This window comes from Ornithinibacillus bavariensis (assembly GCF_050433565.1).
Lineage (GTDB): Bacteria > Bacillota > Bacilli > Bacillales > Amphibacillaceae > Ornithinibacillus > Ornithinibacillus bavariensis.
The window spans coordinates 732707-757084 of record NZ_JBNPWZ010000001.1 but is presented as its reverse complement, the minus strand read 5'-3'; the positions used below and the strand labels follow the sequence as shown (position 1 = coordinate 757084).

Here is a 24378-nt window from a genome sequence, read left to right as displayed (position 1 = left end):
CTTTTCGGTAGATTCCTAACGAGTAACTGTAAACAAATTTTTACCTTTTAAATTTTTAAAACATGATTAGTTAAAAATATTTTTTACTCTTAAACAATTTCATTCATGTGCATTTTGTTCCGACAAATATGCTCTTTTAACTGTTCTGCCTTCTTTTTCCATTTCATCTTCACTATGCTATATGTTCCATTTCTTTCAAATTCCTATTTCACATAATTTATTTTTGACTTGTTTCAATTAAATTTGGATAGTTTTTCATTTGACCTACTTACTATCATTTATCCTGTTTGTTCTAGCATTTATTTACTTTCAAAGATAGGAGAGGAAACCCTAAATAATTCAGTAAAAAAATAGCCCCCAATAATTGGGGAGCTATCTTTTATTATCAACTATGCTTTTCTTCTTCTTACAAATAGAATCGTCATTCCTGCAAGTAAGAGTAATGCACCGATTAAAAGGAAATTATAGTTATTGGTTGCTGTGACTGGTAGTTTCTTTCCATCATCTGGTTCTTTGCCGGTGTTATTATCTTGGTCTTTCGGACCTTCAGGTTGCTCTGGAGTAACCGTAACTTCCTTATCCACCGTTATTTCTTTCTTCGGTTTATCTGGTGTTTCGATATTGCTTCCATTGACTGCTGCAATATTTTCAATTCTTTTGCCAAATTGATCCGAATTAATTTGTGCTTCGAAGGTTACTGTTCTCCATGCTGTATCTGTCACATCACCAAAGCTTGCAGTTATCGTACCGTCTTCGTAAGAGTAGGTTCCTTCATGACTTACTTCAATACTTCCTTCCACAAAGGAAAGCCCTTCAGGCAATGCATCCGAAATGACAAGGTCTTCGACCACACTATCTTTTACCGTATTTCTTGCTTGAATCGTATACAGAATTGTGTCTCCTACTTCGTAGTTTTCCTTGCCTTCTTCGGCATTCACTGCTGTCTTCACTGATTCTAGTACCGGATTACGTGGGTAAATGTTTAATTCATTCTCCGGCTTATCTGGAACGGTAATATTATCTCCAGTTACAGTTGCGATGTTGACAATATCATTCCCTGCTTGCCCTTCCGTTACCGTTACTTGGAAGGTGACTTTATGCCAATACGTATCGCTCACATCACCATAGTTAGCTACTATCTCGCCGTTGACACTGTGGCCAGCATCATCGCCCGCTGCATCGGTAACAGCTACGCCATCAATGATGAGTGTACCTGGAACATATGCTACTCCTTCTGGAATCGTATCCGAGATTACTAGATTTTCGATCAGACTATCAACCTTCGTGTTTCTTGTTTCGATTGTGTACGTTAGAATGTCTCCAACCTCGGCATGTGCTGAATCGGTGTTTCCTTCTGCTTTTTCTGTCAATGTAGCAGTTTTTCTCGATTGCAATTTAGGATCTCTCGGATCGACGATAATTTCATTTTCTGGTTGATCCGGCTCATCCGTATTGTCTCCAGTAACTGTCGCTACATTTCGTAGTGTATTTCCGACTTGGACTGAATCAATGGTCGCTTGGAAAGTTACCGTACGCCATTCGGTATCCTCTACATCACCAAAATTAGCAGTAATCGTTCCGTTCGCATAGCTTACAGTTCCACCATGACTAGCTTCTAGGCTTCCATCTACGAAGGTAACCCCTTCTGGTAATACGTCAGAAATGACAAAGTTTTTGACAACACTTTCTCTTACCATATTACGGGATTGGATCGTGTATTCAATCGTATCACCGACTTGGTATTTCTCCGTAACGGTGTTTCCTTCTCCCTTTTCTGCGATGCTAGAGGTCTTCTCAGATTCAAGGTCTGGAAATCGTGGATAAACTAAAACTTCTTCACTTGGCTCATCCGGCACTTCGATATTGTCTCCATCTACGGTTGCGATGTTTTCAATATCTTTACTTGCTTGTCCTGCTCCAATAACCACTTGGAAGGTTACGGTATGCATCGCTGTATCCGTGATATCACCAAATGCTCCGAAGATCTCTCCGTCTACACTATGCCCAGCATCATCACCCTCTGCATCTGTGACAGCTACTCCATCTACGGTTAGCGTTCCTGCCACATATTCCAATCCTTCTGGTAGTACATCGCGTATCGTTAGATTAGTAACGAGACTATCTTCAATCGTATTACGCGTTTGAATCGTATACGTTAGGATATCGCCGACTTCTGGGTGCAGTGCATCTGTATTACCTGCTGCCTTTGTATCGATTTCTGAAGATTTTTTCGACTCGAGTTTCGGATCTCTTGGTTCAACCGTAATTTCGTTTTCTGGTTCATCCGGAACTACGATATTATCCCCATCTGCGGTTGCCGTATTTTTAATGGTCGTATTTGATTGACCAGAATCGATTGTTACTTGGAATGTTACCGTACGCCATTCGTTATCTGCCACATTACCAAAATTAGCGGTAACCGTTCCATTTTCATAATTTACGGTTCCATCATGACTAGCTTCTAAGCTTCCTTCTACGAAGGTAAGCCCTTCTGGTAGTACATCGGAAATCACAAAGTTTTCAACAACACTTTCTTTCACCGTATTATGTGCGCGAATCGTGTAAAGAATGGTATCCCCTACTTGGTAGGTATCCGTAAGCGTGTTACCCTCGCCTTTTTCTGCGATACTTGAAGTTTTTTCAGATTGAAGTACAGGAACTCGAGGATAGACAATTAATTCATGTTCTGGTTTATCTGGAATTTCGACATTATCTCCAGTAGCCGTTGCAATATTGATAATATCCTTTCCAGCTTGTCCTGCACCTACTATCACTTCAAAAGTTACGGAATGCCAATTGGTATCCGCAACATCACCCAACTGTGCGAGAATGCTTCCATTCACAACATGACCTTTGTCATCACCTTCTGCATCGGTAACAGCTTGTCCATCAACTACTAATGTTCCTGGAACATATTCCAAGCCTGCTGGAATCGTATCACTGATGGTAAGATTCTTAATCAAGCTATCCTCAATCGTGTTGCGTGTTTCGATGGTATAGGTTAGGGTGTCGCCTACTTCTGGATGTTCTGTATCTTCATTCCCATCCAATTTCTCAGATAGTTCCGATGATTTTTTTGATTCTAATACAGGTTTCTTATACGTAAGCCCTGTCGTTGTCTCATTGGATTCTGTTGTTTTACTTTCATTGGTTAATAGATTGTCATAGTTAATTTGTGCCTTATTCGTGATTTCACTGATGCTCTCATCTAGTAACGCTTTTACTTTAAATTGTACAGTTACGCCATTTGGTAAGTCGTTACTATTTGGCAGGTCGCCTACCTTCACGACTACTTTCGTACCGTCAAAATGACCAGCATCATTGTCCTCTGCATCAGTCAAATCTCCTGTACCAGGGCCATCAATAATTTTCAAGGAACCTGGAATATATTCGGTACCTGTAGGAATGGCGTCTTCAAGGATGGTATTTGCCGCAATATCTCCACCGTTATTCTTAACGGTAACTTCATACGTTAATTCATCACCAGCAAATACATCTCCACCTGGAGAAACAGTTTTCTCAGCTGTGGCACATGGTTCTGTACCTAGAAAAATATTATCAAGGTAGTTACCGAAAGCCAAAGCTCCGGTAGATGTACTAATTGCTTTAAATCCAAAACGAGTAACTGTTTGGCCTGCTGGAACTGTATAACTTCCTGAATACGTTTTCCATGTAGTCCCAGTTGAAATTCTCTCTATTTCTGGCGTGGTATTGAATGGATCAGCCGTAACTGCTCCTATATTAACACTCATTGTATCAACACCACTATAACCCCTGTGATCTAAGCGCCAATAAATCGTCTGCCCTGGTACGGTTGGTAATTCTTGATATAACATACTATTTGTATCAGCATTCAATTCTGCGAATCTACTCGTAAGATTTTCCCGATTCGGAGTATTTGAAGGTATCGTGCTCGGTCGAGCAGGGTCCATTATTTGAATAATCCCTCTTGGTGTACGGTTTAAATCAGTCGTTTTCCACCCTGGAACAGTATCAGCATAGTAATAACCGCCTCCTGCTACCGAGTTATCATAGGTACCTGGTCCCGCTGGCTCATCAAAATCACCATTAATCAATGCAACTGGTACCGCACAAGCATCAATTTCTTCTCTAGGTACGACAGTAGTCGTTGTTTCATTTGTTTCGGTTGATTCAGGTTCATTGGTTAGTAAATTGTCATAGTTGACCAATGCCTTGTTGGAAACCACTCTTTCGGTATCCGTATCTATTGCCCTTACTTTAAACTGAACGGTAATTCCGTCCGGTAGATTCGTTGTATTAGGTAAATCTCCTAAATCAATGATGACTTTCTCACCATTGAATTGACCTGCATCATTGTCTTCTTCATCAGTTAGGTCGCTAGCCCCAGGACCAGCAATAATTTTCAATGAACCTGGTACATATTCCGTACCTGCAGGAATTGCGTCTTCAAAGATGGCATTTGCCGCAATATCTCCACCTTGGTTCTTTATCGTTACTTCATAGGTTAACACTTGTCCAGCATAGACTTCTCCCTCTGGGGAAACGGATTTCTCTGCAACGACACAAGGCTCTGTACCTAGAAAGATGTCGTCTAAGAAGTTACCATTACCAATGATACCTGAGGCAGTATTTAAAGCCTCAAAACCAAATCTTGTAGTAGTTTGTCCTGCAGGAACAGTATAAGATCCTGAATATGTTTCCCATGCAGTATTTCCGGTAGACATCTGCGTTTGCGGCGTTGTATCATACGGATCATTTGTCGCTGGCCCGATACGAACCTGCATAGTATCAACCCCTGAACGTCCCATATGCGACAACCGCCAATAGATTGTTTGACCAGGGGTGGTCTTTACATCTTGATATAACATACCATTTTCATATGCGTTTAATTCTGCCCATCTGTCACCATCAGCAGGTGGTGGAAAACTAGTTACACCACTAGGGAGACCTAATTTATTATTTCAAATTTCTATTAGTTTTACTCCCTGAGCATCATCTGTTGTTAACCACCCTGGAACCTCAGATTCATAAAAATAGATTCCAGAAGGATGATAGGAACCTCTTTCTGGTCCTTGTTCAAAACTTCCATTAAACAACGACACTGGAACTGGACAGGTTCCAACTGGTGGTTCCTCAATATCTGGTGGCTGTTCAGAAGCCGGAATCGTTTCAGAAACCTCAATACAATTGATATTTGCTGAAACCGTAACATCTGCAGAATGATCCGCATTAACTAATACTGCATGGATCTTTCCTTCTGCATCTGAAACTAAATCCGCTAAAGGTTCTCCATTTAGCCCAGTTAGCTCTCCACTAGTAGTTGTAAAAGAATCCGGAACCGCACCAGAAACCGGGTTACCTAATGGGTCTGTCAAGGTTAACGTAATATTATATACGCCTGGATCACTAGTAGGCTCTGTTGCTAACTCCACACTCGTTGCTGCCTGCTTATAGTCATTTTGCGGATTAAGTGTTTCTATAGGCGCATAGTCATTTACAAAGTACCAGCTATGAATATCATGATTCTCATAATTAGGATATCCTGTAGAACCAGTAAAACCAGCATAGAATGGCTGACCACCGAAAATTGCGTTAAGATCTATGCCATTTACATCCAATACTTTGTTGGCATTAGCTCTGTCTGGACTAGTACCTAGATGAACCTGAACATTTTGAGCTGTACTATCATAGTCAATCCAGGTATAGTACATCGTTCCATTAGATAATACATAGTTGGTGCCATTATCAGCATTATACTGATTTAAGTCTGTATACCAACCATCCTGATTGCTTAGTCCCCCATTTTGTGCTAGTCCGATGTAATTTGAAGAAGGATCACCATAGCCTACATTCTGAAAGGTATCATATTTAATCGTAAAACTAGGTGAAAGACCGTAATAACCCAAGCTACCGCCAGTTGCAGGTTGACTAGTTGTGCCTGTCTGAAGCGTAAATGTTAATCCATCATTAGGTCCTTCTGTACTTGGATTACTCATCATAAATGAAAAGGCTGTACTAAATGAGTAATTGTTAATAGGACAAAGCTTATTATTATTAAAAACCGCTCCACTTTGCTCTGTTAACGTTGGTGTTAGCCGTATATAATTCGCCCCTTGAGGAACTTCAGCTGCACCGTTTGCTGTAAATAATTGATTAAAATTATCATTGGAAAATTCATCAAACTTATACGTTAACCACTTAGTATCAGTAGCAGCCACGTTCACATTCTCTACAGATCCTCCCTGTGCTTCAGCTAAGGTGGTTATAGATGGAAAAACACTACTAAAAATCACTAGTAATACTAATAAGTACATAGAAAAAAGATGAATTCTATTCCTCACTTTTCTTTTTATTCTCACACTTTTCCTCCTCTCATTTCTACAATCTACCAAAATTGGACATTGGTGTTAATTCCTAGGGGATTAATCATATTATACAATTCATTTCTATACAATATATCGACAAAATGTAACATTTTATATAGTAGTAAATACCCAAATTAATGAAATAAACTCATAATTACGATATTTAGTGGATTGAAAAAAACTTAGCGAATGGGAGGAAAATAGGTGATTATTAGCAAAAAGTAGTCGCCAAATTATGAATAAGATAGGGAGGAAAAGTAGTGTGGATTAGATTCAAAGGACTGCTGAAAACAATATTATCGAAGTATACTTCCACGATTAATTACATTCAAATTATGCACCTACTTTTTTTCTGATTGGTCCCGCCGATAAGATATTCTCAAGTTTAAAAGTTCTTACCTTCTTGCGCCAATAACAAAAAGCGGTAAGAGATTGTGTATTCATGTTGATAACCTGGATATACCTTTGTGTTACCTGGTTCTTATTATCGATATAAAAGATAATAATTTTCTCTCTGTTTTCGATGGAACGTTGAAACAAGCCTATCATATTTAGCCACCTCACAGAACATTTGTTTGCATTTATTATATAGGAACATTAGTTCGTTTTCAAGTCATGAATGTTTATTTCGCAACATTTTTATTCAGATGATTTACGGGTTTTACTAATAAGGCCGAAATAAATAAAAAATAGTAGATTATGTCGGAATCAACTTTTTATAGAGCTGAACTTCTTCACAATTAAAGAGTACGATTATAAATCCAGTGTGAATTAAAATTATATATATTGATTAAGAAAGAATTTCTTCTGGAAGAAGGAGCAAATAACAAACCACATATCAAATAGATTCGGTCCAATTGCACTGAAAAAATGAAACAAACAAGCTTAATTAAATCGCCATGATTAAAACATATGGCTTTCTACTTTATGATCACTATTCCTCATGGTAAAATTAAATAGGAATTTTCTGACAGCGATGGTAAATATACAATACAATAATAACTCTTTCGTATAGGAGTCGAAATTATATGAAGTTAATTTCTCTAGAAAATATCAATAAAACATATAGCGGAAAAACAGTTATTCAGGATATCTCCCTAGATATATTGAAACACCAAAGTATGGTGTTCATGGGTACTAATGGGGCAGGGAAAAGTACTTTGCTTAAGATTATCACAGGGCTGTTATTACCTAGTTCGGGACGTGTTATTAAACATTGTAAACCACTACATATCGGTTACGTACCTGAGAGATTTCCTAATCTATTACGCTTTACTCCTTTAGAATACTTAAACTATATGGGTAGAATCCAAGGTATACCCGTTATGGAGCTAGAAAAAAGGATTCCAATTTTATTAGATCGATTGGCACTGAGTCATGCAAAGGATAAAAGAATAGATACCTTCTCAAAGGGAATGGTTCAAAAAATAGGAATTATCCAATCAATCCTTAGAAAACCCGATTTGTTGATACTAGATGAGCCCCTTTCAGGTCTCGATATACATACGCAAAGCGAATTAGTCCATATCATGACAGAATTTAAAGATGAAGGGATAACGATAATTCTTACATACCATGAATCTGATATACTATTAAAAATTGCGGAGCGTATCGTTATCCTCGGTGAAGGTCAAATTAAAGGGGATTATCATGTAAAGGACATGGACAAGCCTCATATGGTTATAGAAACTTCTGGTATCGCTGAACAGATAATCCATACTTTTAATGGAATATTACGTGTATCCAAAAATGGAGAAACTCTACAAGCACATGCTCTTCAAGAAAAAAGCGACAATATCCTATTAGAAATTCTTAATAAAGGTGGAAAAATTCATTCAGTTGGGGTACATGATCCTTTAAATCAGCTCATCATGGAAAACTATGTTAACAATTAAAGGAAGTATACATAGCATCACGATATTCAAGTAATGAAACAGCTATTCTGAACCTTTATTCGGCACATCATCATGATTGTGACCAGGACCACTTTGGTGACAACCAATTCTATCACATTCTAATGAGTAGGAAAAAACTAGGAGGAACTTTTCAGTGAGAAATCTTGTTAAGTATATTTTGCATAACTATTTTCGTTCTAATCGATATTTCCCACTTCTTGCAATTTTTATCATGATGATTTTTATTTCTTATTCTTACAAACCAAATCCAATAGTTGATAGCTATTCCATTACTGCATTATATTTGTTCTTCATCTCAGCATTATTGTGTGTAAGTGTCTTTTCGACCGAATCATCTGTTCAAAAGGACGTTACACTTATCCATACCGGGAGTGTACCTGTATATTACCTTTCCAAACTCTTGAGTGTATGGTTAATTTCTTTTGTTCTAGTATTATTTGCATTCCTTTATCCTATCATTTTTGGCATGTTTGGTGAGTCTGTCACTCTGCAAGTAGGCTTTTTTACATTTATGAATCACCTTTTATTAGCTAGTCTTGGAATTTGTGTAGGTAGCTTTTTTACTAAAGATTTCATGAAATCCACGATCAATGCAATTGGTGGTTTATGGTTTGTATTATTGTTATCGATTCCCTTTGATTCTCTTGCTGAAATGCTGCCAGTTCTAGTTAGACCTATTCTGTGGATATTACCTCCTTCGATCCATACCATAAAGTCTCTGGAAAGTTGGAATCAAACAACAGTCGATTTCAATTTCCTGTTGCCTTTTATTTGGATTATCGTGTATTGTTCCATTTTACTATTTCTGTTCTTTACACTATTAAAAAAGATAGAAAGATAGATTTAGTGTTTGTTCTGTTGTCCGTTTCAGCTATTCGCCAATTCCATGGATTCCGAAATACACAGCTGTACCTCTTTTAGAATCAGGTGCAACTATTAAATTTGTATCTGATAGATTGTGACATAAATCCAATAAAACAACTTCAAACACCTATTTAGAAATTACTGAAAAAAATAGAAGGAGGCGAACTAAGCAAGTTCGCCTCCTACACTCAAAGATAGATACAAATCCGCACGATCAATTCATTTAACTTTCTGTATCCACCTAAAACGTTGTTGCATCAACGTTTCAAAGGTATTAACCGATAGAACCTTCCATTTCGAATTTAATCAAACGGTTCATTTCAACTGCATATTCCATTGGAAGCTCTTTGGTAAATGGCTCAATGAAGCCCATTACAATCATTTCAGTAGCTTCTTCTTCTGTTAAACCTCTACTCATTAAGTAGAATAACTGTTCTTCAGAAACTTTAGATACCTTCGCCTCATGCTCTAATGAGATATTATCATTCAATATTTCATTATAAGGAATCGTATCGGACATGGATTCATTATCTAAAATTAATGTATCACATTCGATGTTAGCACGTGCACCGTCTGCTTTACGACCGAAGTGTACTAATCCACGATATGTTACGTTACCACCCTGTTTAGAGAATGACTTCGAAACAATCGTCGAAGAAGTATTTGGTGCAAGGTGATGCATTTTTGCACCAGCATCCTGTACCTGACCCTTACCAGCAATAGCAATAGAAATTGTATTACCACGAGCACCTTCACCTTTTAAAATGATAGCAGGATATTTCATAGTTAATTTGGAACCGATGTTTCCATCAATCCATTCCATTGTAGCATTCGCATCACATACTGCACGCTTTGTAACTAAGTTATATACGTTGTTTGCCCAGTTTTGGATCGTAGTGTAACGGCAATAGCCATCTTTCTTTACAATAATTTCTACAACCGCACTATGAAGTGAGTTTGTTGTATAAACTGGAGCTGTACAGCCTTCAACATAGTGTACAGATGCACCCTCATCGACAATAATTAACGTTCTTTCAAACTGTCCCATATTCTCAGAGTTAATACGGAAATAAGCTTGAAGTGGTGTATTTGTTTTCACACCTTTTGGAACATAAATAAATGAACCACCTGACCAAACAGCAGAGTTTAGTGCAGAGAATTTATTATCGGAGTATGGAATAACTGTTCCAAAGTACTCTTTAAATAGTTCTTCATGTTCCTTTAGAGCTGAGTCTGTATCCTTGAAAATAATTCCTAAATTCTCTAAATCCTCTTTTAAACTGTGATATACAACCTCTGATTCATACTGAGCAGAAACACCTGCTAAGTATTTTTGTTCCGCTTCAGGGATACCAAGTTTATCGAAGGTTTGTTTAATTTCTGCAGGAACCTCATCCCATGTTCTACCTTGCTTTTCAGAAGGCTTCACATAGTAAACAATTTCATCAAAATCAAGGCCAGATAAATCTCCACCCCACTGTGGCATTGGTCGCTCATAGAAATGTTCCAATGCTTTAAGACGATAGTCTAACATCCACTGAGGCTCTTCCTTCATTTTGGATATTTCTTCTACGACTCTCCGTGTTAAACCACGTTCTGTACGGAAAATAGATACGTCCTTATCACGGAAGCCATATTTATATTCTTCTATTTCTGGCGCTTTTTTTGCCATAATATTTGCCCTCCTGTCAAGATTGATACTCACACACTACTTATGATTAATGCCTTTTTCCATTGCTTTCCAGGCAAGGGTTGCGCATTTAATTCGTGCTGGAAATTGTGAAACCCCACTTAATGCTTGTGCATCACCAAGGTCTAAATCCGAATCCAATTCTTCCCCTAACATCATCTCGGAAAAATGCTTTGACATTTCCAATGCCTCGGTTACGGTTTTCCCTTTGATTGCTTGGGTCATCATCGATGCAGAAGACATGCTGATGGAGCAGCCTTCACCTTGAAATTTAGCGTCTTTCACTTTACCTTCTTCTACTTGTAATTGAAGTTGAATACGGTCCCCACATGTCGGATTATTCATATCCACTGTTAACGCGTCACCTTCAATCACACCGCGATTTCGAGGGTTTTTATAATGATCCATAATAACTTGTCTGTAGAGTGTTTCCAAGTTGTTAAAAGACATGACCGAAAAACTCCTTCGTCTTTAAGAGTCCATCCACTAATTTTTCTACATCATCTTCTGTATTATACAAATAAAAACTTGCCCTTGCAGTTGCTGTCACATTTAACCACTTCATTAATGGTTGAGCGCAATGATGACCTGCGCGAACAGCAATACCAAATGAATCAAGTGCAGTTGCTACATCATGTGGATGGACATCCCCAAGATTAAAGGTCACGAGTGCTGCACGATGTTCAGGACCATAAATTTTAATATCCTCAACGGTGCTCAAGCGATCCATGACGTAATCAGCTAACTTTTGCTCATGATCTAGGATGTTTTCCATTCCAACATCCTCTAAGAAATCAATTGCAGCGGCAAGACCAATTGCACCAGCAATGATTGGTGTACCACCTTCAAACTTCCATGGGAGCTCCTTCCAGGTTGAATCTTGGAGTGAAACGAAATCTATCATCTCCCCACCAAATTCAACTGGCTCCATTTCCTCGAGAAGCTCTCGTTTTCCATACAGGACACCAATACCCGTCGGTGCACACATTTTATGACCAGAAAAAGCATAAAAATCACAGTCAAGATCTTGCACATCAACCTTCATATGTGGAGCACCTTGTGCCCCATCGATTAATAAAACCGCACCTTTTGCATGGGCTATTTGTGCAATCTCCTTAATCGGATTTATTGTTCCCAATACATTGGAAACATGTGCAATCGCGACAATTTTAGTCTGGTCTGTAACAAGGCTTTTAACATCCTCTAGTGCAACTGTACCATCATCTTGTAATGGTATATATTTTAAAGTAGCTCCTGTTGCCTTAGCTGCTTGCTGCCATGGAATAATATTACTATGATGCTCCATTGGTGTGATCAAAATCTCATCTTCCGGCTTTAGATTTGCCCGTGCATAACTATAAGCAACTGTATTAATAGAAGTGGTTGTACCACGAGTAAAAATTACTTCTGCTGTACTACCTGCATTAATGAACCTGCGAACTTTCTCGCGTGCACCTTCATATTGATCCGTTGCACGAGAACCAAGTGTATGAACACCACGATGAACGTTAGCATTATCAAAACGATAATAATTTTCAACAGCTTCAATAACCGATATCGGTTTCTGTGAAGTTGCTGAGGAGTCTAGATAAACTAATGGATGTCCGTTTACTTCCTGATCCAGAATCGGAAACATCTGCCTAATGGCTCTAACATCCATTAATTTACTTTCCTTTCAATGACTTGCTTTAACTGTTTTTTAACAGCAGCAATAGGTAATTGTCTTACTACAGGATCTAGGAATCCGTGAATTACTAATCGTTCCGCTTCTTCCTTCGTGATACCGCGACTCATTAAATAGTACAATTGCATTGGATCAACACGACCAACAGAAGCTGCGTGTCCCGCAGTAACATCGTCTTCTTCAATTAACAAAATAGGATTTGCATCCCCACGAGACTTTTCACTTAACATTAGAACTCGTGATGTTTGTTCACTATTTGCACCGGACGCACCATGTTCAATTTTTCCGATAGCATTAAATATAGATGATGCACTATCTTTCATAACCCCACGTTGTAAAATTTGTCCATCGGTGTTTTTTCCGAATTGAACAATTTTAGCTGTGAAGTTTTGTGTTTGTTGTCCACGTCCAACTGTAACAGCATTCGCATTGGAAACAGCTCCATCACCAATTAGGTGTGTTACATTCTCAGAGACCGTATTGCCATCATTCATTTGCCCTAAAGCCCAATCAATTGTTGCATTGCGATACCCCACGCCGCGACGGTTAACATAAGTTGTTGTACCAGCTGCAAAGTTATCTACCGCACCAAATGAAATTCTAGCATTATCCTGTGCAATTACTTCTGTTACGATATTTGCTACAGTTGCTTCATCTTGATTATTAGATATATAGTTTTCCACATAAGTTAATTCACTATTTTCTTCTGCAACAACTAATACGTGATTGATAAGAGCTACTTCTGCGTCCTCTTGCCAAAATATAGATTGAAGTGGTTCTTCAATTTTTACGTTTTTAGGAACATAAACGAATACTCCACCATTCATTAAAGCAGCGTGAAGTGCAGTTAATTTATGCTCATCTACAGAAACCGCATCTTTCATAAAGTAGCGCTTCACTAATTCCTCGTGATCACGTAATGCTGTGAATATATCAGTGAAAATAACACCTTTATCAGCTAAGTCTTTGTTTAATTGTTGAAATGCTACGGTATGATTACGCTGAATAACAATGTTTTCTGGAAGATTTTCTTCATCAAAGAAATCATGAATTTCAGAAGGTAATTCCTTCAATGATGCAATTTTTCCACCTGTAGCAACATGCTTAAAACGTGTGAAATTCCATTTGCCTATTTTCGTTTTATCTGGTTTAGGCAATTCTAGTAGTTCTGCTTTTTCCAGTGCGTTAAGACGTAACTCTTTCATCCATACTGGTTCATTACGCTCACTGGAAAACTGCTCGATATAACTTCTATCATAAGGTAGCTTTGTGTCCACAGTCATATTACCCCTCCTAACTTCTTAAGCGTTTTGCTCTACTGTTTCGTCTTCAATACCTAATTCCTCTTTAATCCAGTCATATCCCTCTGCCTCAAGACGTTGAGCTAACTCAGGACCACCAGATTTAACAACACGACCTTGCATCATTACGTGAACAAAGTCTGGAGTAATATAATTTAATAGACGTTGATAGTGTGTAATGATTAAGCAACCGAAGTCCTCACTGCGCATTTTATTAATACCTTTTGAAACTACTTTCAGTGCATCAATATCAAGCCCAGAGTCAATTTCATCAAGAATTGCAATTTCAGGCTTTAACTGCATTAATTGAAGAATTTCGTTACGCTTCTTCTCTCCACCGGAGAAGCCTTCATTTAGATATCTTGTAGCCATGCTTTTATCGATTTCTAAAAAGTCTAAATCACTATCTAATCCTTTGATAAACTTCATTAATGGAATTTCATCGCCTTCCTCACGACGAGCGTTGATAGCTGAACGTAGGAAATCAGATGTAGTAACACCACTAATTTCACTTGGATATTGCATTGCTAGAAATAGACCTGCACGAGCACGTTCATCTACTTCCATTTCAAGTACATCTTCTCCGTCTAAGAGAATGCTTCCTTCAGTAACTTCATACTTTGGATGCCCCATAATTGCAGAAGCTAATGTTGATTTACCAGTTCCGTTTGGTCCCATAATCGCATGGAATTCCCCACCCTTTACGGTTAAGTCAACACCCTTTAATATCTCTTTACCTTCAATTGAAACATGAAGATTTTTAATTTCTAATGTAGATCCTGCCATATTGATACCTCCATATATTGTATGTTTTTGGATATGTAACTTAATGATATCCATTCTCAATTTATTCTCATTACAATCTTATAGCATTTCGAATTTATAATCAACTGTTTTAGGTCGTGGAAATAGACCACTATTATAATAGGAAAAGACTGGTTTTTTCCGCTTTATTATTAGAAAAACTTTGGATTTTAAAAAGCTTTCGGAACAGTGTAATCCTGACTAAAAAATTACTGAGGATTTCCCTATAAGGGCCATCCTCAGTTTTACTAATTATCTATGAATATTACTATCAAGATCAGCTACAATATGCTTACATTTATTGTACTCTTCCTGCCTTTTTCTTTCAACTCTTAGTCGGTTTTCCAGCTTACGGCAATAATCTGCATAGCCCATATGGTGAGAGCCTTGCATTGCTTTTTCCATATCAGCTGTGTACTTCATGTTTATCTCACTATGAATAGTGAATCATCCCTTTCGTTTAATTGACATTGATAATTTTAACACGCCAATTAACAGGACACCAAGTCTTATAGAATCTTATAATTGAATGAAATGAATTGAATTCCCTCTTAAGAGCTGTATAGAATATCCTCCGATAAACATTTGAGCAATTTCTCATGAATGCTCCGTATACCTTGTAAAGATATTTCCACATTAGTTCCTATTTTTCAAAATCCACCAACCTTCCTTTACTGGTGGTAGAATTCAAATATACTTTTTACTTTCGGAATCGCAAAACTACTACCACCTCGTTCCTTTACATCCTCGATCATCATCGTTAAGAGAAGCTGGGAATTTTCAGTATCATATCCAATAAACCAACCATTCTCTGTGCCGCTATCATCATCCTTACTTGCTTTTATCTCTGCAGTACCAGTTTTACCAGCAATAGACATGCTAGGAATATATGTACCGTGAGCTGTGCCAGCAGGATCTTCTACCACTTGAAGAAGATAATCATTCAATTTTTCAACGATTTCAGTATCAATTAGATTTTCTTTCCATACCTTACGTTCATCATCTGCTAAGAGATGCGGGTACAGCATATCACCATTATTCGTAAATGCTGTATATATTGCTGCAAGATGTATTGGGCTTATCATCACCTCGCCCTGACCATATGCGGTATCTGCTAACTGAATTTCATTTTTGATTTCTCCATTAGCAAGGGTAGAAGGGGTCATTGAAAAAGGAAATTCCATTTCTTCTTCAAATCCATACATCGTTACTTCTTTTATGAAAGTTTCCTTTCCCATCTCAAGAGCCTCTTGGGCAAAAAATATATTATCAGAGAATACAAATGCATCTTTTAATGTGACAGATGATTTTTCATGAACACGTGTGACATAATAGTCTCCCCATGTGTCATCCTTAGACCAATATCGCCCATCAATTTTTCTCACTTCATCCAGCTCAGTTACCCCTGTTTTTAAACCAACTGCAGCAGTAATTGTCTTAAAAACAGAACCTGGTGTATACCGATTCATAAAGCGGTTTAAAAATGGACTGTTTTCATCATTACTCCAACTCTCCCATTGTTCCTCTGAAAGGCCCCGAACAAAGGCATTTGGATCAAAGGCTGGTGTACTAACCAATGACAAGACAGAACCATTTGTTGGATTTAGTGCTACAGCTGTTCCGACTTCATCAGCTAACTGTTGATATATCTTTTCTTGCAAAACCGCGTCAATTGTTAGTTGAATATCCTTACCTGGAACCGGTTCTAATTTAGCAAGTGTCTCTTTAAACTCACCGTTCTTATCCTTAATAAAGATATGTCCACCGTTTTTTCCTTTGAGGTCTTTCTCAAGGATAGACTCTAATCCCGATTGCCCTATAACATCACCTGATGAATATCCCTTATCTTTTAGTTCTTCTAACTGTTCTGCATTAATTTCACGTACATATCCAGTTAAATGGGCAGCTGCTTCACCAAATGGGTAGGTTCGGACAACCTTCTCTTGAATAGCCACACCAGGGACTTGAAGGAAAGGCTCTATATCCTGTTTATCGAGTGGAAGTGTGCTGATTGGTACAAATAGCTCTGGCCTTACCCAGGATGCGTTTAATTTGCTATCAATCTCTTCTATCGATGAATCTAACAATTCAGCTAGTCTAGCTTTAGAATCACTGGGATTATCACCAAGTTTATTTGGTACAACACCTACTACATTGGCATTCGCATTAATCGCTAAACCACTTCCATTTTTGTCCCTAATTTCTCCTCGTGTCGCTTTTATTATTTGTGCAGAAACCTGTTCACCTTCCTCTAGATTCGGAAAAATAAGTGAAGGTCCCCAATCGATATACCAGTCTTCTCCTTTTTCATTTTCCTCTTTAATCAATTTTGCTTCATTAGTAAATTCAATTGGCCCAGCAAGCGTTTCCATGGTAACACTATATGGTAATGTAATCATTTCATTTTCTGTATTTTGCTTTTCTTTCTCTACAAGCTTACTATCAATCTTCAAATTGCTTACATTAATTCCCGAATAAATATTTTCGTATCGCTCTATAAAGTCTTGCTTATCTATCTCTTCCTTTGATTCTTGAGAAAGATAACCATACATAGCTGCAAAATCCAATTCTTCCCAAGCGGAGAGGTAAGATGTAAACGTATCTTCTGGTAGTTTTTCTTTCGAACAGCCTGTAATGCTAATAATTATCCCCATCAAGATCAAACCAAATAAACTTTTCCTCATATCATTCATCCCCTTGTTATAAGTAGAAATCTACTATCCAACACATAAAACGATTACACTTGTAATACAATACTACAAGTGTATTGTATTTATGTCAATTACTAGAAAAACGAGCCGATTATGTAATTGTCATTCTATAGTCAAAATGCTACTATGTATGTATTACAAATGAAATCTCAAAACATGGGAGATGGAATAATTGTTCCTCACTAAGTTCAGCATTTGCCTACTGGTATCTACGTTTACTGTTGCGATTCTATTGCTAATAAAAAAAGTATTTCATAACCAATTGTCAGCAAAGTGGCAGTATAATATCTGGTTTCTCTTATTGGTCGCAATGGCACTACCGTTTATTCCGTCACAATGGATAGATATTGGAGAGAAATTTATCTTGTTCAATTGGAATCCACCTGAAGAAATGAATACAACCGCTATTCATTCCAGTAATGACCATTTGTTAAACGAAAAAAACTGGATACAGGACTTTACAGTTTCTGTAAATCATAGTACTTCTGATATTTTAAATATGACAATTGGGATCCTTTGGTTAACAGGTATCATGATCTCGGCAATATTCGTGTCAATTGCTTGGCTACAATTAAAGAAAATAAAACGAAGTGTCTCGAAAATAACCCAGGATGACTATCTCTCTTTATTTGAACAAGCCAAGCAAAGGCTAAATATTTCGAAGCAATTAATAATTGGGGAATCACCATTAGTTAAATCGCCAATGACTTTTGGTATATTCCATACTTATATTGTATTACCAGTACATTTTGACAAATATCTTACGAAAGAAGAGGTTAACTATATTTTTCTACACGAATTAAACCATTTTAAGTTTAAAGATATACTATTAAATTACTGTATTGTTATTTTTCAAGCTTTATATTGGTTTAATCCACTTGTCTGGTATGCATTTAAGGAAATGAGGTTAGATAGAGAAATTGCCTGTGATATTGCGGTATTAAAACTAGTAAATCAGCATCTCCATACAGCTTATGGAAAAACCATTCTTCGTTTTGCTAATCATACATCCATTCAACGTTCCTTCTCATTTGTGAATCAACTAAATGGATCAAAAAAGCAATTAACAAAACGGATTAAAAATATTGCATCCTTTCAATCAGAATCAAAACTATTGAAACTAAAGAGTATAATCATATTCTTGTTAGTCGGGGTATTCGTGATGATTCAAATCCCGTTTGTTTCAGCGATGGCAGCTGACAATAATCAATATCATTTTGATAATAAACATACAGAATATATTGATTTAGTGGATTACTTTTCAGGCTATAAAGGAAGCTTTGTCTTATACGATATGCAAGCAGATCAGTTCAGAATTTACAATGAAAAATTAAGTACCATGAGAGTTTCACCCGATTCTACTTATAAAATTTATAGTGCGCTATTAAGCTTAGAATCAAATATTATTAGCCCTAATAATTCCCTAATAAAGTGGGACGGAACAACATATGATTATAAAGCTTGGAATCAGAATCAAGATTTAAATACAGCGATGACATATTCAGTTAACTGGTACTTTCAAGAATTGGACAGAAGGTTGAAAATAGACACCATTCAAGCATTCCTAAAAAATATAAAATATGGTAATCAAGATTTGTCTGGGGGAATAGACCATTACTGGTTAGAATCATCCTTAAGGATATCCCCTGTCGAACAAGTACAGCTATTAAATGCTTTCTACTCCAATGAATTTGGATGGAAAGAGAAAAATATTCAAAGCATTAAATCCGCATTAAAACTAGAGGAAAAAGATAATGCTGTACTTTATGGAAAAACTGGCACAGGAACAGTAAACGGACAAGATATAAATGGTTGGTTTATTGGATTTGTTGAAACGAATGATAACACCTATATATTTGCAACAAATATCCAAAATGAGATTAATTCAAATGGAAGTAATGCAGTAGAGATTACACTAGAAATTTTGAAGGATTTCGGTATCTACAGATAAAAAAATGCGCAGCTCTTGAAGGAGGAGATAATAGATGTCTAAAAATGTTCCTAGAATCTCTGAAGCCGAATGGGAAGTTATGAACATCCTTTGGAAAAAAAGCCCACAAACAGCAAATGAGGTTATCCTAGCTCTACAGGATAAAATCGACTGGAAGCCCAAAACGATTCGAACGATGTTGGATCGTCTTGTTCAAAAAAATGTTGTAGGCGTTCATAAAGATCAAAAAGTGTATACCTTTTTTCCACTCTACTCTCAGGACGAATGTCAACAAGCAGAAGCAAAGTCTTTTATTAAACGAATCTATGGAGGCACACTTAAGTCACTCCTAGTCCAATTTATGGAAGAAGATTCCCTAACTGTGGAAGATATAAATGAATTGAAAAGTATTTTAGAAAATAGTAAAAAGGAAAAACCGGCTACTAACAAAAATAAATAAAGCGATTGGATAAAAAGAAAAGACCAAGTCCTATATAGAAGGATTTGGTCTTTTATTTTACATATTCTTATTTGCTTTCTCCACCAACTGGTACTACTGCACCCTTATATTTTTCAAGAATGAAATCCTGGATTTCTTTGGACTGGAGTACTTCTACTAATGTTTTCATGTTTTCATTATTTTTGTCCTCTGAACGTACCGCAATTACGTTTACATACGGTGAATCCCCATCCTCAATAAATACAGAGTCCTTTTGAGGGTCTAATCCTGCTTGTAGTGCAAAGTTCGTATTAATAACAACTAGTGTATCATCTTCAGACTCATACAACTCAGGAAGTAGCTCAGCTGCATAATCAGGGGAGAATTTTAGTTCTTTTGGATTTTCGACAATATCGTCAATCGTTGCTTTTGATTTATCAACATTTTCGTCTAATTTAATCAATCCATTAGCTTCAAATAACGTAAGTATTCGACCATGATCTGGTACCGAGTTACTTAATAAAACCTCTGTTCCGTTAGGGATATCATCTATGTTACTAATTTCCTTTGAATATACTCCCATTGGTTCAATATGAATTCCTGCAACATAGTCTAAATCATAGCCTGTTTTCTCAACTGTATCCTTTAAATATGGTATATGTTGAAAAAAGTTGGCATCCAATGTACCATTTTCAAGGTCGTCATTCGGGAGTATATAGTCTTCGTATGGCTCAATTTTAATTGTAATACCTTTTTCTTCAAGAATTGGCTTCGCCTTTTCCAAAATCTCAGCATGTGGAACACTAGATGCCCCAACTACTAATACATTAGACTCTTTACCTTCTGCATTTTTTCCGTTAGAATCTTTTTCTCCCCCACATGCTGCTAAAAGTACAATTAATAATAATGATACTAGCGCTATAATTTTTTTCATTTGTATACTCTCCTCTTATATGTTGTATATGAATATCGGCAATGGCCGTATCTTCTAAATTATCGTTTATCCACTTTATTAGAGATAAAGTCTCCAATGAATTGAAATACAAAAACAATAATAACAATAGCTATCGTGCACACAAAAACAACATCAAAATCTCTTCGCATAAATCCAAAGTAATGGGCGTAATTTCCTAGACCACCTGCTCCAATAACACCTGCCATCGCTGTATAACCAATTAGAGCAATCGCAGTAACAGTTATTCCTGAAATTAAGGCAGGCAATGATTCTGGAAGTAGAACCTTGAAGATAATGGTTTTCGTCTTTGCTCCCATAGCCAGTGCTGCTTCCACAACACCTTTTGATACTTCCTTTAATGCTATTTCTACTAATCTTGCATAAAACGGCGCTGCTCCAATAATTAAAGCTGGTAATGCAGCATTTGGACCTCGGACTGTACCGATGAGCATTTTTGTGAAAGGGAATAGCAATAAAATTAAAATAATAAAAGGTATTGCTCGAAATACATTCACAATTGCACCAACGATTACATTGCATATTTTATTTTCCCAAAGGCCGCCTTTTGCAGTTAAATAAAGCAATAATCCTAAAATGATACCAATTATAAAGGTGCCGATAAGGGATATGCTCGTCATATAGAAGGTTTCAAGAGTTGCCTCCCACAAATCCTCCAATTTTATATTTGGAAATAGATTAGTTAGCATGCTGTATCACCTCCAATTGAACTGAGGTATCATTTTCAATAAATGAAATCGCATGTGCAATTTCCGCATCTTCTCCCTGAAGCTGAACAGTTAATTTTCCATATGCGCCTCTTTGTGTCTGGGTTATTTTTCCTTGGAGAATATTAACCTCTATTTCAAATTTCTTAGAGATCGTACTAATTAAGGCCTGATTCGTAGATTCCCCAACAAAAGTGAGTTCAACTAATTTTCCTCCCGTATAATGAACTAGGAAATTTTCTAATTCCTCTTCATCACTACTACTCATTACCTGTTTTACAAATTTCTTTGTGACGTCCTGTTCTGGCCTTAGAAAGACGTTTAATACATCACCTTGCTCAACGATCTTCCCATCCTCCATTACTGCAACACGGTTACATATCTTCCGTATTACATGCATTTCATGTGTTATTAAGATAATAGTTAAGCCGAGCTTCTTATTGATATTTACTAATAACTCAAGGATGGAGTTGGTTGTTTCTGGATCGAGTGCTGATGTTGCTTCATCACAAAGTAATACTTTTGGTTTATTCGCTAACGCCCTCGCAATACCAACACGCTGCTTTTGTCCACCACTTAATTGAGAAGGATAGGAATTCTCTCTTCCAGTAAGACCAACTAAATCAATTAGCTCCTTCACTCTTCTTACTCGTTCTTCGGCAGGTACCCCTGCAATCTCTAGTGGAAATGCAATATTTTCACTTACGGTTCTAGACCAGAGTAGATTAAAATGCTGAAAAACCATCCCAATATCTTGCCTAGCAACACGAAGTTCAGATTTTTTCATCGAAGTGATTTCTTTCCCTTGTATGGTAACTTTTCCCGAGGTTGGCTCTTCTAACCGATTTAGAAGACGGATAAATGTACTCTTTCCAGCGCCACTATAGCCAATCACTCCAAATATTTCCCCATCCTCAATAGATAGGCTTAGGTGATCAACAGCAGTTATATCTTTTTTATTTAAACGAAATATTTTCGTAAGACCATCAATTGAAATCATTGGTGACCCTCCTTCTTTTTATCATGTACCAAAAATGTCCCCTTATTGCACCAAGTAAAAACTTTCCATACATACAGGTCCATTGTCAAAAATAAAAAACGCCTTTCTGTAAGAGAACAGAAAGACGTAATCATGTTATATCTTCACGTTCTCTCATCTTTCAAAGCAAATTTGCTTTGTAGGAATTAGCACCTTTTTCAAACACGAATGTTTGAAGGTTGCCGCGGTTTCATAGGGCCTTTCCCTCCACCGCTCTGGATAAGAGATATAATATATAAAATTGTTAAATTCGATAGATTAAACTATACCACCGTAATGTACAGGTGTCAATAGTTTTTAAAAAACAATTTATTTTTTTTCGGTAAATAACTCCGGACAATGCTTGTATAAATAACTATATATATTGCCAATAGATTGAAATGCATAGACTTTTTCTAGCACCCTATCTCCCTTTTTAATTAATAAGCATGGCACACTTTCAACCTGATATTGTTGCATAAATTCTGGTTGAAGTGATGCATTCATTTCATAGAAGATAGTTTCCTTATGAACATCCTCAATCTTTTCTAGCATGGTCCTTGCAACATGACAGGTTCCACAAAATGGTGTATAGATATATAACAAATAGTCCGATTCTTGTATTTCCGCTGTAGTTATTTCCTGCAAAAAATCACCTACTCCAAAAACTATGCCAAATATTGAGGGTTTACTGCAATGTGCTTACCAAGTAGAAGCATTGCTAAAATACGTTCCGGAGTGGCAGCAACCTCTCGATATTCACTACTAACATAAATATGATCGGCGTGTGGAAGCTCCGATGCGAGTTGCTTTCTTAATTTTAATCCAGACTTATCCTCATCGACTAAAATAAATACATCCTTTTCATCCAATTGATAGGTTTCTAACAGTTCATCAAAGCGCTCAATATCAAACGTTCCATTCGTACATATAATCGTAACTTGATCATCAATCACTTTTTCAAGCTGCTTCTTATCTGTCAGTCCTTCTACAATAATGACACAATCCTGTGAAATCATAATAGATCCCCCTTTAAGAATGGCGCCTCTGGGTAAAACACAATTGTAATGAAAAGCTGACTCCGCTTCTAAGAACAGGAGTCAGCTTTATTGCATACTATTAGTCTTGCTCAATAACTTCTTTATATGCTTCTGGTGAAAGTAGCTCATTAATTTCTGCTTCATTTGAAAGCTCTACTACAATCATCCATGCATTTTCATATGGAGATTCGTTAACAAGCTCAGGGCTGTCCTCAAGCTCAGAATTAACTTCCACAACTTTTCCACTTACAGGTGCATATAACTCTGAAACTGTTTTAACAGATTCTACACTACCAAATGGCTCGTTCACAGAAATTTCATCGCCAACCTCTGGAAGCTCAACGAATACAATATCACCTAACTCATCTTGAGCAAAATCCGTTATTCCAATTCGTACTACATTTCCTTCTCTTTTAACCCACTCATGTTCTTTTGAATAAAGAAGATCGTTTGGTAAGCTCATTCAAGATCCCTCCGAAAAATATTTGATTGTATATTAACTATACAAGCTATAATTATTTTGCGCTAGTATTTATACTTATTTTTCCGCCCATTTTTGACGAAATTCTTCTTCCTTAAATCCAACCGTTACAGCATTGCCATCTGTAACAATTGGTCGTTTAATGAGCATTCCATCAGAAGCCAATATCTCTGCCATTTCCTCTACAGAAGCATCTTGAATTTTTTCTTTAATATTTAATTCACGGTATTTAACTCCACTCGTATTGAAAAACTTTTTAGCAGGCAAACCACTTTTTTCAATTAAATCCAATAGAACCTCTTTAGAAGGTGTTTCTTCCACAATATGTATGCTGCTATAGTCAATGTTATGCTCATCTAGAATTTTCTTAGCATTTTTACAAGTACCACAGTTCGGATACCAATAGAATGTAAGTGCCAAAAGATTCCCCTCCTTTGCTAAGGCTATTTTACCATTTATAGAAAAGAATTATA

Annotated in this window: 21 protein-coding genes and 1 riboswitch; of the genes, 4 read left to right on the top strand and 17 right to left on the bottom strand. The window is 36.9% G+C overall.

Annotation, left to right across the window (positions count from 1 at the left end; all coding sequences use genetic code 11):
- Positions 1 to 389 precede the first annotated feature (389 nt).
- The 3 genes from HNR27_RS03550 to HNR27_RS03540 form a co-directional block, all read right to left on the bottom strand.
- Positions 390 to 4766: an isopeptide-forming domain-containing fimbrial protein gene (locus tag HNR27_RS03550; RefSeq protein ID WP_429338780.1), complete on the bottom strand. Its 4377-nt coding sequence runs from the start codon at positions 4764 to 4766 to the stop codon at positions 390 to 392.
- Between the two features lie 177 nt (positions 4767 to 4943).
- Positions 4944 to 6341, bottom strand: coding sequence for an L-type lectin-domain containing protein (locus HNR27_RS03545; RefSeq protein ID WP_429338779.1), 1398 nt, complete (start codon positions 6339 to 6341; stop codon positions 4944 to 4946).
- Between the two features lie 339 nt (positions 6342 to 6680).
- Entirely contained in the window at positions 6681 to 6896 is a 216-nt protein-coding gene (locus HNR27_RS03540; protein ID WP_429338778.1) for a hypothetical protein, read from the bottom strand.
- A gap of 479 nt (positions 6897 to 7375) precedes the next feature.
- On the opposite strand from HNR27_RS03540, the gene HNR27_RS03535 reads away from it, so the two are divergent.
- Both HNR27_RS03535 and HNR27_RS03530 read left to right on the top strand, forming a co-directional pair.
- Positions 7376 to 8242: an ABC transporter ATP-binding protein gene (locus HNR27_RS03535; protein WP_429338777.1), complete on the top strand. Its 867-nt coding sequence runs from the start codon at positions 7376 to 7378 to the stop codon at positions 8240 to 8242.
- A gap of 154 nt (positions 8243 to 8396) precedes the next feature.
- The gene (locus HNR27_RS03530) at positions 8397 to 9104 is read left to right on the top strand and encodes a hypothetical protein (RefSeq protein ID WP_429338776.1); all 708 of its coding nucleotides are present in this window, start codon (positions 8397 to 8399) and stop codon (positions 9102 to 9104) included.
- Positions 9105 to 9401: 297 nt separating this feature from the next.
- Here HNR27_RS03530 and sufB read toward each other — a convergent pair whose 3' ends face one another.
- From sufB to HNR27_RS03495, 7 genes are all read right to left on the bottom strand, one after another.
- A complete protein-coding gene (sufB, locus tag HNR27_RS03525) occupies positions 9402 to 10799 on the bottom strand; it encodes a Fe-S cluster assembly protein SufB (RefSeq protein ID WP_212922105.1) in 1398 nt (465 codons plus the stop codon).
- A gap of 36 nt (positions 10800 to 10835) precedes the next feature.
- Positions 10836 to 11267, bottom strand: a complete 432-nt coding sequence (gene sufU / locus HNR27_RS03520) for a Fe-S cluster assembly sulfur transfer protein SufU (RefSeq protein ID WP_429338775.1) — start codon at positions 11265 to 11267, stop codon at positions 10836 to 10838.
- Positions 11257 to 12477: a cysteine desulfurase gene (locus tag HNR27_RS03515; RefSeq protein ID WP_429338774.1), complete on the bottom strand. Its 1221-nt coding sequence runs from the start codon at positions 12475 to 12477 to the stop codon at positions 11257 to 11259. The genes sufU and HNR27_RS03515 overlap by 11 nt, the downstream gene beginning before the upstream one ends.
- On the bottom strand, positions 12477 to 13784 hold the full coding sequence (gene sufD / locus HNR27_RS03510; RefSeq protein ID WP_212922108.1) for a Fe-S cluster assembly protein SufD: 1308 nt from the start codon (positions 13782 to 13784) through the stop codon (positions 12477 to 12479). Before sufD ends, HNR27_RS03515 begins: the two co-directional genes overlap by 1 nt.
- An 18-nt stretch (positions 13785 to 13802) precedes the next feature.
- On the bottom strand, positions 13803 to 14588 hold the full coding sequence (gene sufC, locus HNR27_RS03505) for a Fe-S cluster assembly ATPase SufC (protein ID WP_212922109.1): 786 nt from the start codon (positions 14586 to 14588) through the stop codon (positions 13803 to 13805).
- A gap of 270 nt (positions 14589 to 14858) precedes the next feature.
- Positions 14859 to 15029: a YuzK family famiily protein gene (locus HNR27_RS03500; RefSeq protein ID WP_212922110.1), complete on the bottom strand. Its 171-nt coding sequence runs from the start codon at positions 15027 to 15029 to the stop codon at positions 14859 to 14861.
- A 248-nt stretch (positions 15030 to 15277) separates the two neighbouring features.
- A complete protein-coding gene (locus HNR27_RS03495) occupies positions 15278 to 17290 on the bottom strand; it encodes a penicillin-binding transpeptidase domain-containing protein (protein ID WP_429338773.1) in 2013 nt (670 codons plus the stop codon).
- Positions 17291 to 17489: 199 nt separating this feature from the next.
- Between HNR27_RS03495 and HNR27_RS03490 the strand changes: the two genes are divergently transcribed.
- Entirely contained in the window at positions 17490 to 19268 is a 1779-nt protein-coding gene (locus HNR27_RS03490; RefSeq protein ID WP_429338772.1) for a BlaR1 family beta-lactam sensor/signal transducer, read from the top strand.
- 34 nt (positions 19269 to 19302) lie between these two features.
- Positions 19303 to 19707 carry a penicillinase repressor BlaI gene (blaI, locus tag HNR27_RS03485; protein ID WP_429338771.1) on the top strand — a complete coding sequence of 135 codons (405 nt, stop codon included), beginning with the start codon at positions 19303 to 19305 and terminating at the stop codon, positions 19705 to 19707.
- A gap of 67 nt (positions 19708 to 19774) precedes the next feature.
- Here the strand turns inward: blaI and HNR27_RS03480 are convergent, their stop codons facing one another.
- From HNR27_RS03480 to HNR27_RS03450, 7 genes are all read right to left on the bottom strand, one after another.
- Positions 19775 to 20620 carry a MetQ/NlpA family ABC transporter substrate-binding protein gene (locus HNR27_RS03480; protein ID WP_429338770.1) on the bottom strand — a complete coding sequence of 282 codons (846 nt, stop codon included), beginning with the start codon at positions 20618 to 20620 and terminating at the stop codon, positions 19775 to 19777.
- A gap of 59 nt (positions 20621 to 20679) precedes the next feature.
- Complete coding sequence (locus tag HNR27_RS03475; protein ID WP_212922115.1) at positions 20680 to 21348, bottom strand: methionine ABC transporter permease; 669 nt, start codon at positions 21346 to 21348, stop codon at positions 20680 to 20682.
- Entirely contained in the window at positions 21338 to 22366 is a 1029-nt protein-coding gene (locus HNR27_RS03470) for a methionine ABC transporter ATP-binding protein (protein ID WP_429338769.1), read from the bottom strand. The genes HNR27_RS03475 and HNR27_RS03470 overlap by 11 nt, the downstream gene beginning before the upstream one ends.
- A 150-nt stretch (positions 22367 to 22516) precedes the next feature.
- A riboswitch (SAM riboswitch) is annotated at positions 22517 to 22631 on the bottom strand.
- An 83-nt stretch (positions 22632 to 22714) separates the two neighbouring features.
- Positions 22715 to 23032: a thioredoxin family protein gene (locus HNR27_RS03465; RefSeq protein WP_429338768.1), complete on the bottom strand. Its 318-nt coding sequence runs from the start codon at positions 23030 to 23032 to the stop codon at positions 22715 to 22717.
- A gap of 20 nt (positions 23033 to 23052) precedes the next feature.
- Complete coding sequence (locus tag HNR27_RS03460) at positions 23053 to 23403, bottom strand: toprim domain-containing protein (RefSeq protein ID WP_212922118.1); 351 nt, start codon at positions 23401 to 23403, stop codon at positions 23053 to 23055.
- 100 nt (positions 23404 to 23503) lie between these two features.
- The gene (gcvH, locus tag HNR27_RS03455; protein ID WP_429338767.1) at positions 23504 to 23887 is read right to left on the bottom strand and encodes a glycine cleavage system protein GcvH; all 384 of its coding nucleotides are present in this window, start codon (positions 23885 to 23887) and stop codon (positions 23504 to 23506) included.
- A 75-nt stretch (positions 23888 to 23962) separates the two neighbouring features.
- Positions 23963 to 24325, bottom strand: a complete 363-nt coding sequence (locus tag HNR27_RS03450) for an arsenate reductase family protein (RefSeq protein ID WP_429338766.1) — start codon at positions 24323 to 24325, stop codon at positions 23963 to 23965.
- Positions 24326 to 24378 lie beyond the last annotated feature (53 nt).

Bases quoted from the DNA above. Each gene is read 5' to 3' on its own strand.
- HNR27_RS03550 (WP_429338780.1), bottom strand. From the start codon at position 4,766: ATGCAGGTTCGTATCGGGCCAGCGACAAATGATCCGTATGATACAACG.
- HNR27_RS03540 (WP_429338778.1), bottom strand. From the start codon at position 6,896: ATGATAGGCTTGTTTCAACGTTCCATCGAAAACAGAGAGAAAATTATT.
- HNR27_RS03535 (WP_429338777.1), top strand. From the start codon at position 7,376: ATGAAGTTAATTTCTCTAGAAAATATCAATAAAACATATAGCGGAAAA.
- sufB (WP_212922105.1), bottom strand. From the start codon at position 10,799: ATGGCAAAAAAAGCGCCAGAAATAGAAGAATATAAATATGGCTTCCGT.
- sufU (WP_429338775.1), bottom strand. From the start codon at position 11,267: ATGTCTTTTAACAACTTGGAAACACTCTACAGACAAGTTATTATGGAT.
- HNR27_RS03515 (WP_429338774.1), bottom strand. From the start codon at position 12,477: ATGGATGTTAGAGCCATTAGGCAGATGTTTCCGATTCTGGATCAGGAA.
- sufD (WP_212922108.1), bottom strand. From the start codon at position 13,784: ATGACTGTGGACACAAAGCTACCTTATGATAGAAGTTATATCGAGCAG.
- sufC (WP_212922109.1), bottom strand. From the start codon at position 14,588: ATGGCAGGATCTACATTAGAAATTAAAAATCTTCATGTTTCAATTGAA.
- HNR27_RS03500 (WP_212922110.1), bottom strand. From the start codon at position 15,029: ATGAAGTACACAGCTGATATGGAAAAAGCAATGCAAGGCTCTCACCAT.
- HNR27_RS03495 (WP_429338773.1), bottom strand. From the start codon at position 17,290: ATGAGGAAAAGTTTATTTGGTTTGATCTTGATGGGGATAATTATTAGC.
- blaI (WP_429338771.1), top strand. From the start codon at position 19,303: ATGTCTAAAAATGTTCCTAGAATCTCTGAAGCCGAATGGGAAGTTATG.
- HNR27_RS03480 (WP_429338770.1), bottom strand. From the start codon at position 20,620: ATGAAAAAAATTATAGCGCTAGTATCATTATTATTAATTGTACTTTTA.
- HNR27_RS03475 (WP_212922115.1), bottom strand. From the start codon at position 21,348: ATGCTAACTAATCTATTTCCAAATATAAAATTGGAGGATTTGTGGGAG.
- HNR27_RS03470 (WP_429338769.1), bottom strand. From the start codon at position 22,366: ATGATTTCAATTGATGGTCTTACGAAAATATTTCGTTTAAATAAAAAA.
- HNR27_RS03460 (WP_212922118.1), bottom strand. From the start codon at position 23,403: ATGATTTCACAGGATTGTGTCATTATTGTAGAAGGACTGACAGATAAG.
- gcvH (WP_429338767.1), bottom strand. From the start codon at position 23,887: ATGAGCTTACCAAACGATCTTCTTTATTCAAAAGAACATGAGTGGGTT.